The sequence below is a fragment of the Achromobacter colocynthidis genome, assembly GCF_057334535.1.
In genome coordinates this window covers 58,313-66,631 of record NZ_JBHFIZ010000005.1, presented here as the reverse complement: position 1 = coordinate 66,631, position 8,319 = coordinate 58,313, and the positions used below count along the sequence as shown (strand labels likewise).

General features: G+C 62.1%; 11 protein-coding genes, 1 tRNA gene and 1 pseudogene. 3 read left to right on the top strand and 10 right to left on the bottom strand.

From position 1 onward, the window contains the following. From ACE04A_RS02080 to dapC, 3 genes and pseudogenes are all read right to left on the bottom strand, one after another. A pseudogene (locus ACE04A_RS02080) lies at positions 1-176 on the bottom strand (succinyl-diaminopimelate desuccinylase); the annotation flags it as partial. Next, a complete protein-coding gene (gene dapD / locus ACE04A_RS02075) occupies positions 176-997 on the bottom strand; it encodes a 2,3,4,5-tetrahydropyridine-2,6-dicarboxylate N-succinyltransferase (protein ID WP_100856316.1) in 822 nt (273 codons plus the stop codon). The gene dapD and the pseudogene ACE04A_RS02080, both read right to left, overlap by 1 nt. A 24-nt stretch (positions 998-1,021) precedes the next feature. After that, complete coding sequence (gene dapC / locus ACE04A_RS02070; protein ID WP_447989979.1) at positions 1,022-2,218, bottom strand: succinyldiaminopimelate transaminase; 1,197 nt, start codon at positions 2,216-2,218, stop codon at positions 1,022-1,024. A 47-nt stretch (positions 2,219-2,265) separates the two neighbouring features. Here dapC and ACE04A_RS02065 point away from each other — a divergent pair. Together ACE04A_RS02065 and ACE04A_RS02060 are read left to right on the top strand one after the other, a co-directional pair. Then, positions 2,266-2,352: transfer RNA gene (locus tag ACE04A_RS02065), tRNA-Leu, on the top strand. 140 nt (positions 2,353-2,492) lie between these two features. After that, a complete protein-coding gene (locus tag ACE04A_RS02060; protein ID WP_448715975.1) occupies positions 2,493-3,476 on the top strand; it encodes a tyrosine-type recombinase/integrase in 984 nt (327 codons plus the stop codon). Here ACE04A_RS02060 and ACE04A_RS02055 read toward each other — a convergent pair. The 6 genes from ACE04A_RS02055 to ACE04A_RS02030 are packed head-to-tail and all read right to left on the bottom strand — an operon-like array spanning position 3,450 to position 7,182. Further along, on the bottom strand, positions 3,450-3,692 hold the full coding sequence (locus ACE04A_RS02055) for a helix-turn-helix domain-containing protein (RefSeq protein WP_104144457.1): 243 nt from the start codon (positions 3,690-3,692) through the stop codon (positions 3,450-3,452). The two genes, ACE04A_RS02060 and ACE04A_RS02055, sit on opposite strands and share 27 nt — an antisense overlap. Beyond that, positions 3,689-4,378 (bottom strand): hypothetical protein, encoded by a 690-nt coding sequence (locus ACE04A_RS02050; protein ID WP_448715976.1) that lies wholly within the window; start codon positions 4,376-4,378, stop codon positions 3,689-3,691. Before ACE04A_RS02050 ends, ACE04A_RS02055 begins: the two co-directional genes overlap by 4 nt. Next, positions 4,375-5,292 carry a DNA cytosine methyltransferase gene (locus ACE04A_RS02045; protein ID WP_448715977.1) on the bottom strand — a complete coding sequence of 306 codons (918 nt, stop codon included), beginning with the start codon at positions 5,290-5,292 and terminating at the stop codon, positions 4,375-4,377. Before ACE04A_RS02045 ends, ACE04A_RS02050 begins: the two co-directional genes overlap by 4 nt. Next, positions 5,292-5,504, bottom strand: a complete 213-nt coding sequence (locus ACE04A_RS02040) for a hypothetical protein (protein ID WP_448715978.1) — start codon at positions 5,502-5,504, stop codon at positions 5,292-5,294. Before ACE04A_RS02040 ends, ACE04A_RS02045 begins: the two co-directional genes overlap by 1 nt. Then, complete coding sequence (locus ACE04A_RS02035) at positions 5,501-6,022, bottom strand: hypothetical protein (protein ID WP_448715979.1); 522 nt, start codon at positions 6,020-6,022, stop codon at positions 5,501-5,503. The genes ACE04A_RS02040 and ACE04A_RS02035 overlap by 4 nt, the downstream gene beginning before the upstream one ends. Continuing rightward, on the bottom strand, positions 6,019-7,182 hold the full coding sequence (locus tag ACE04A_RS02030) for a ParB/RepB/Spo0J family partition protein (RefSeq protein ID WP_485819818.1): 1,164 nt from the start codon (positions 7,180-7,182) through the stop codon (positions 6,019-6,021). The genes ACE04A_RS02035 and ACE04A_RS02030 overlap by 4 nt, the downstream gene beginning before the upstream one ends. On the opposite strand from ACE04A_RS02030, the gene ACE04A_RS02025 reads away from it, so the two are divergent. Further along, on the top strand, positions 7,147-7,425 hold the full coding sequence (locus ACE04A_RS02025; protein ID WP_448715981.1) for a hypothetical protein: 279 nt from the start codon (positions 7,147-7,149) through the stop codon (positions 7,423-7,425). The two genes, ACE04A_RS02030 and ACE04A_RS02025, sit on opposite strands and share 36 nt — an antisense overlap. Here the strand turns inward: ACE04A_RS02025 and ACE04A_RS02020 are convergent. Then, positions 7,422-8,318, bottom strand: coding sequence for a recombination-associated protein RdgC (locus ACE04A_RS02020; protein WP_448715982.1), 897 nt, complete (start codon positions 8,316-8,318; stop codon positions 7,422-7,424). The two genes, ACE04A_RS02025 and ACE04A_RS02020, sit on opposite strands and share 4 nt — an antisense overlap. Between the last annotated feature and the right edge of the window lies 1 nt (position 8,319).

The window sequence follows — 8,319 nt, the reverse complement described above, 5'->3', positions numbered from 1 at the left end:
CCCCCCCCCCCCCGGGCCCACAGATTGGTGACGCCGCCTTGTGCGATGGTTTCGCACGTGAAGCCGATGCGCTCCAGCCGGGCGGCAAGCGCCGCCTGGCAATCTTCATCCGCCGGGGTGACCGACGGACGGGCGATCAGGTCCTTGACCAGATCCAGTACGGCAGACGTGCTCATTACGCCCTCAGCAGATCATTGATGCTGGTCTTGGCGCGCGTTTGCGCGTCGACACGCTTGACGATGACGGCGCAAGCCAGGCTGTGCGAGCCATCGGCCGACGGCAGCGAGCCGGGAACAACGACCGAACCCGAGGGCACGCGGCCGTACATGATCTTGCCCGTGGCGCGGTCATAAATCTTGGTGCTTTGCGACAGGAACACGCCCATGGCCAGCACCGAGTTTTCTTCCACGACCACGCCTTCAACGACTTCCGAGCGGGCGCCGATGAAGCAGTTGTCTTCAATGATGGTGGGGTTGGCTTGCAGCGGTTCCAGCACGCCGCCGATGCCCACGCCACCCGACAGGTGGACGTTCTTGCCGATCTGGGCGCACGAACCGACGGTGGCCCAGGTGTCGACCATGGTGCCTTCGTCGACGTAGGCGCCGATGTTCACGTAGGACGGCATCAGCACCACGTTGCGGCCGATGAAGGCGCCACGGCGGGCGACGGCGGGCGGCACCACGCGGTAGCCGCCTTGCTTGAAGGCGTTGTCGCCGTATTCCGAGAACTTGAGCGGCACCTTGTCGTAGAACTGCAGCGGCGCTTCGCCCATGATGGCGTTGTCGCTCAGGCGGAACGACAGCAGCACGGCCTTCTTGATCCACTGGTGCACAACCCAGTCGTCGTTGATTTTTTCAGCTACGCGCAGGCGGCCCAGATCCAGCCCGTCAATGGTGTGTTCCACCGCTTCGCGCACCTCGGCGCTGGCGTCGGCGGGCGTCAGGTTGGCCCGGTCGTCCCAGGCTTTTTCGATGGTGGTCTGCAGGTCGAGAGTCATAGCGGCTCAGCTTTTAAAGGTTGATCAAACAGAAGTGTGTACAAAATGGGCGATGCGCTCGGCTGCCTGCACGCAGTCAGCCAAGGGCGCCACCAACGCAATACGAATGCGGCCCTGGCCGGGATTCACGCCATGTGCCTCCCGCGCCAGAAAACTGCCCGGCAGAACGGTAACACCCGTGCGGCCGTAAAGGTCGCGCGCGAACGCCGTATCCGAGCCCGGCGTGGCCGCCCACAGGTAAAAAGAAGCCTGCGGCCGTGACACATCCAGCACGTTTTCCAGAATGGGCACCACCGCATCGAACTTTTCACGGTACAGGCGCCGGTTGTCTTTCACGTGCGCCTCGTCCGTCCAGGCGGCGATACTGGCGGCGGACACCAGCGGGCTCATGGCACTGCCATGATACGTGCGATACAGCAGGAAGCGGCCGATAAGCGTAGCGTCACCCGCCACGAAGCCGGAACGCAGGCCGGGCACGTTGGAGCGCTTGGACAAGCTGGAAAAGCACACCAGGTTGCGGTAGTCGTCCCTGCCCAGGCGGCGCGCGGCCTGCAAGCCGCCCAGCGGGGCGTCGCCTTCGTCCAGGTAGATCTCGGAATAGCATTCGTCCGACGCAATGACAAAACCGTGGCGGTCAGACAGCTTGAACAGCGTCTCCCATTCGTCCAGCGACATGACGTTGCCGGCCGGGTTGCCCGGCGAGCACACGAACACCAGCCGCGTTTTCTTCCAGATGGCGTCGGGCACCTGGTTCCAGTCGCTGGCGAAATTGCGCAGCGGGTCGGCGTTGACGAAGTAGGGCGTGGCGCCCGCCAGCAGGGTGGCGCCTTCGTAGATCTGGTAGAACGGGTTGGGGCAGATCACCACCGAACCGGCCGACGGGTCGATCACGGTCTGGGTGAAGGCGAACAGCGCTTCGCGCGAGCCCAGCGCCGGCAGCACCTGGGTGTCGGCGTCGGGCGCGGGAATGCTGTAGCGGCGGGCCAACCAGCCGGATATCGCCTGGCGCAGCGCCGGATCGCCCTTGGTCGAGGGGTAGACCGACAAGCCTTCCATGTGATTGCGGATCGCCTCCGCCACGCGCTCGGGCGCGGCGTGCTTGGGCTCGCCAATCGACAAATTGATAGGCGTCAGGCCGTCCGGCTGCGAGCTGGCAGAGGCCAGCAACGCGCGCAATTTTTCGAACGGGTAGGGGTGTAAAGCATCGAGGCGCGGATTCATGACGCAAGATTTTAACAAGCAAGCTACAATAGCGGGCTTGACCTTTAGCGAAGGTGGCGAAATTGGTAGACGCACCAGGTTTAGGTCCTGACGCCGTAACAGGTGTAGGGGTTCGAGTCCCCTCCTTCGCACCATACAACTGAGAACCGTTGAATCCCTATAATCAGGGTCTTTAAAATCAACGGTTTAGCGGAAAGGGTGGGTGATCGGTTGACTGCTAAAAATCAAGAATTCGCAGCTTCCGGCCCCATCCTGGCCCCATCTCAGGCCCCACATGGCAAGCATCCAAAAGACGGCAAAAGGGTATCGGGTCCAGGTCAAATTACTGGGCCAACGCGATAGCCAGGTGTTCCCCACGCGGCGCGAAGCCGTCGAATGGGGCGCTAGGCGTGAGGCGGAAATCCGCGACAAGGCCACAAAACCGGCCGGCGACTTGCACACTTTGCGCGAAGCGTTGCGAAAATACAGCGATGAGATTTCACCTCTCCGAAAGGGCGAGCGGTGGGAGCAGGTTCGCCTGGCCGCCTTCGAAAGCTACCTTCTACCCTTGGACCTTCCGATATCCAAGGTCACGCCGCAGCACGTTGCGGCATTCCGGGACGCGAGAAGCAAAAAGGTTGGCCCCTCGTCCGTGCTGCGCGAATTGAGCCTGCTGGCGTCCGTATTTGAGGCCGCGCGCCTTGAATGGGAGTGGGTTGACCTAAATCCATGTCGGGGCATCAGAAAGCCACTTAAGGGCAAGCACCGCGAACGGACGATACATATCTGGGAGATTCGAAAGATGCTCCGCGCGATGGGGTATGACCGTCGCGCCCGCGTTGCCAGCATGGGCGAGGCCATCGCACATTGTTTCCTTCTGGCGCTTCGCACTGGTATGCGCGCCGGCGAGCTTTGCGGCCTGACCTGGGAGCATGTCTACGACCAGCATGTCCACCTTCCAAAAACAAAAAGCGACCGTCCGCGTGATGTGCCTCTATCCACGCGGGCGGTCGCAATTCTGAAAAGAATGCAAGGGTGGGACGACAAGCTGGTGTTCGGCGTCAAGTCGGCTTCGCTGGACGCACTGTTTAGGAAGTACCGGGGGCGCGCGGAGGTGGAAGGATTTACCTTCCACGACAGCCGCCATACCGCAGCAACGATGATTTCCAAGAGGATTGACGTGCTGGACCTGTGCAAAATGTTTGGATGGACCGATCCGAAGATGGCGATGGTTTACTACAACCCTCACGCATCAAGCATTGCTGCGCGATTGGGTTAGATACCGACGGAGTTCCGCGCCGGTAATACGCCCGTCCACCGGGCGAATCTTCCCTTCGAGAATGCGCTTTTGCAGCGTGTTATAGCTGACGCCAAGGCGAGTGCAGGCATCTTTCAGGTGGTAGCACACCATGTCCTCAATTGCGTAGTTCGCGCCGATCCTTGCGGCTTCCACCAGCATCTGTTGAAGTTCGTGCTGTTCAAGTGTGAGTGTCATTGACGTCCCTTGCTTCTTACGCCGTCTTTGTCTGCCTCGGCTTGTTCGGCCCGCCAATTCCGGTAGCGCTCCAGGCTTCCTTTAGCGCTGGCGATCGGCGGCGTGACGCCCTGATAGTTGTCCAGCCACGCCTGCACCTCGCCGCCTGACCACATCTTGCGCAGGTGGGCCGGGAACAGGATGCGCACCGCCTCGCGGGCCTGGGGCGCGGCATGACTGGACAACCTTTTGTCCAGGTCGCGCACTGCCGCTGTCGGATTCAGGATGTAGAACTCGATGGCGGCGCGCTCGTCTTCGGTCAAGGGCCGAAGCGGGATCGCTACCGCCTCCCCGGCTACAGGGGCGCTTGCCAGGCCGGCCCGCCACGCGGTGTTCCACAGATTATTAAGCGTTGCCTTAAGGTCCTGGGGGTACTGTTCAAGATCGAACTGAATGCTCCCCTCATCTTGAGCGTTCCACCAGGTGGCGAACGCTTCTTGTGCGTCGGTTGCGCCCGCCTCTACGCCTTCCGCGCGCATCTTGGACAGGTGCTGTGCGAGGGCGCAGGCGAAGTCCGCCGCGAGGGTGCTGTTGATGTACTTGGCGAAATCGTGCCGGCGCAGCTGCGTGGCGAAGTACTCCGCGATGTAGGCGCGGCCTCCGCTGCTGGTGCTCAGGTCATGAGCGGTATTGTTCTGGTTGGTCATGCTGCTTTCCTCATAGCGTCGATGGCGTATGCGGCCATTGGCGGCGGGTTGGCGTTGCCCAGCATATGCAGCGCCAGGGAGTGGTTGTCGGGCAGGCGATAGTCGGCGGGGAAGCCCATACCGGCGCAGTTCTCGGCCGTCGTGAGCATTCGCATGCGGGGGCCATCAACAAGCGCCCAGCGCGCGCGGGTGGTGATGGTGCCGATGGGGCGGTCCAAGGATCGGCCCGTAAGCCCGGAGCAGGACCCGTAGTAGGGCATCACGAAGCGGTCACCGAACTGCTGGCGGCCGGCGCGTACTCGGGCCAACGTCTTCGGGGAGCGGCCCGGGCGTTCAATCTGGGACCAGGTTCCTGCGTCGAAGTCGATGACGTCGCGGATGGGCCGATGCGCGACCTTGGGCGCTGCCAGTTCGATAGGGTGCTTGCTCCTGGTGGCGGCGATCAGAATGCGCCGCCGGTGCTGCGGCACGCCGCAATCCGCCGCATCCCAGATGACTGGGGACAGGGCATAGCCCAACGCGTTCATCGCCGCGCACCATGCTGGGTAGAGCTGCCATTGCGCGAACGCGGGAACGTTCTCCACCAGGACGAAGGGCGGCCGGTGGCATTCAGCGGCGGACACGACGGCCCAAGCCGTGGCGCGTGCTGCGTCGTGGTGCGGCTGCTCCTTTCCACGGGCGTGCGTATGGCCGGTGCATGCCGGTGACGCGAGCAGGACATCATGTCCGGGCACGCGGGTCCAGTCGGCCTGGTGCAGGTCCTGGCAGACGTGGATGGCTTCCGGGTGGTTGTCCGCGTGTGTGTCCACTGCTGGCTTCGAGTGGTTAGCCGCCCAGACGACGCGGACGCCTACGCGGCGCGCGCCTTCAGAGTTGCCGCCCAGGCCTGCGAAAAGGTCGATGGCCGTTTTCATCACGCCTCCTTCCGCTGGGACTGCTGGGCCTCGCGCGCTGCGTCGAAGATATCTTCGGGCGATTGGCGCACTGTATGGCTCTTTCCATCTTGAGTGCGGATAACTGCTCTCGATCCGTGATAGCTGTTCGGTACGGCGTTCGCAGAGACGATGAATTCCGAATTGATAGCGAGGGGGTACCCATCGGTATCGGTCAACAGGATCAGGCTCATGCCTCACCCGCTTTGCCCTGCTGGGCGGCAATGGCGGCGTCGTAATGCTCCGTAGAGCAATACCCTTTCGCCATGTGCAAGATGTTGGACGGCCGGCCGCAATGGCAGGCTGGGAAGGCGTCGGCGCGCTTGGCGTCGTACCACGCTTGGGCCTCGGTGCTGTAAGGCTCGTCCTCTGAGGGGATGTGACCTGGCCCCAACAGGCCGTTGCCTATCCACTGCATGGCCGCTTCTGCGCCCTTGCCGTGCCTCCATTCGATCCAGGCAGCTTGGTCGGCCACAACCATGTTGTGAACGATCTTGCTCAGTTCATCAATCAAGCGTTGCTGACGCGCAGCATCCCGCGCAGCGGCGGCGGCTGTGGCCGTCCAGCCCGCCGCAACAAGGGCGGCGCGCATTCGTTCGCGGAAGTGTTCGTGCGGGTCGGGGATCAGCGCAGCGCGCGGGGTTTCGGCGAACCACGCATTTACAGCTGCATCGACCAATGCGACGGGGGGCGCATTCTCGGGGGCGCTCATGCGGTGGCTTCCTGTTCAGTGGGGATTTCGGCCTGGCCGGCAGCTGCTGCGGCTTCGGCCTGGAGGCGCGTTTTTTCGGCTTGCTTGGCTCGGACGGTTTCGATCGCGCCGTGTGCCTCAAACAGATCGATAAGCGCGGCGGTCGGAATGGTGATCGTCTCCCTGGCTACGCGGCCTTCCTTGATGTCCACAAGAGTTGCGCGCTGGTTGGCATCCAGGCCCTTGATAAAGGCGTCCACGCCGCTTATGAGCGGGGACACTACCTTGCGGGGCAGGGCGCGGCCGTGGATGCTGCTGGGCGTCACCCTGGACTTGCCGGTGGCCTTGGCCTTTTCAAACTGGGCTTGCAGGAAGGCGCCGGCGGCTTCGCCATGCTTGGCGATTGCCTCGATGGCAGTAGATGCCTTGACCGCGCCGGAAAGCACCAGTGCGTGTACGTCGCTGTTGGCGTGGGCCAGGCTGATCATCTTTGCGACCCACTGCGGGGACACCTGTTCCAGGCGGGCGATGCGCTCGTTGTCCCACCTGAAGCCGGCCAGCTTGGCATAGCCAAAGGCGGTTTCCAGTGGAAGGAGGTGGCGGCCCTTGGCGCTGCTGATGACGCGGGCGGTACGGTCGGCGTCGTTGCCGACGAATGCCATCACGTCTATCCAGACGACACCATCGTCATCCTGAAGCGGCGCGCCTGCGGCAATCGCTCTACCAATCTGCGTGTGACGGCGGTGCCCTTCGACGATCCAGACGCCGCCTTCATTGCGCGGGCGGACTTCCAGCGGCGGAAGCGGGCCGCCGGCCATGATGTGCTGAAACAGGCTTTCGTCGTCGGACTCGGCCTTTTCGCGCTCTTCGCCTTCCAGCAGTGCGATAGGGGTTCGCAGGTTGAAACCGGGTTCAACGTGCAGATCCTCATACCGGACCTGCATGGCATGGGCGCGCTTGATTTCTTTGTTGAGGATCTTTTGTCGGAACGACACGGGGGCCGTGGAATCGGTCATGGCTGACACTCCGGGGAGGGGTGATATACGATGGATGCCTCTCAATGGAGGCTGATATAGATGAGATGGGGCATCGTCTGCGCCTGATGTCGATGTCTCCAGGATCTCTGACACTTCAGTGGAGCGGAAATGACGAAGGCCGAACAATTCTTGTGGTGCGTTCAAACGGCGATCCTGAGCAACCAGGTGGCGCTGTATCGCCAATTCGAAACTCGCGACGTCACGGGGCAACAATCCTTCACCTCGCTTGATCGGACTATGGCTTTAGCGCTTATTGCTGCTGCCACCATTCCTGAGGAGATGGCCGTCCGCGACGCTGTAAGCGACTTTTGTCGATTGCACATTGAACGCTGGTGGTATTCCGACTATGAAGCCTCCGACTGGGCGCGCTCATTGCCGGCAATTTAGAGACGCTTTTCGCCACCCAGTGCTTCGATCACCTCGGCAAGCATCTTGGCGAGTTCGCCGGTCATGAGCATCATGTCCGAATTGAATTTTTCGTCATCGCTTTGAACCTCCTGACGGCCTTCCTTCAGAACGTCCAGAGGTGAGATGCGCTTTATATCGAGGCCTTCGGTCAGGACAAACGAAATCCGGTCCGCCCAGGTCATCGCGAGGCGGGTGCATTGCTTGCCAGACTGGATGTGCCGGCGCGCGTCTTCCGCGTCGATGGAGTGCTTCACGTAGCGGACTGCTGCGCCGCTTTCGCCCGATGACCGGAGTTCAGTGTCCTGGTCGATGCTGAAGTTGTTGGGCGCTTCATCTTCGGCCAGCCAGCCGGTCATGCCCGCCGCCGGGGACTGTGCGACGTACAGGTTTTCCAGCGGGAACGGATCAATGCATTTGGCGAGGATTCCGATTACCTCGTCGGCCCTGGCGGAGGCGGCTGCGTCAATTACAAGCCAGTGATTCAGCGGGTCGATCCACACGCGGGTATCGCGGTAGATGCTGAACGCGCGGGGCAGAAGTTCGTCAGTGACGCGCTCCTTGATTTCCTTCATCTGCTTGCGGCCCGGCTTGTAGCCTTGCTGCTCTTCGATTTCCTGGGCGCGGAACTTGGCCACCTGGTTAATGACCGTGGCCGGAAGCAGCTTTTTTTCGGAACGTAGCGACAGCAGGATCTGCCCATTCACGACGTGGGCCAGGCCGCCGTTCTCTCGGGGTGGCAGCCATCCGATGGACTGCATTTCCAGGTTGTTGCCGGGCTGGAATTCTTGGCGCGCCAGGGCCGATTCCAGGTCATCGCCGAATGAGGTCCAGGCGGCGGAGAGGCGGTAAATCTTGAGGTTCTTGAACCACATG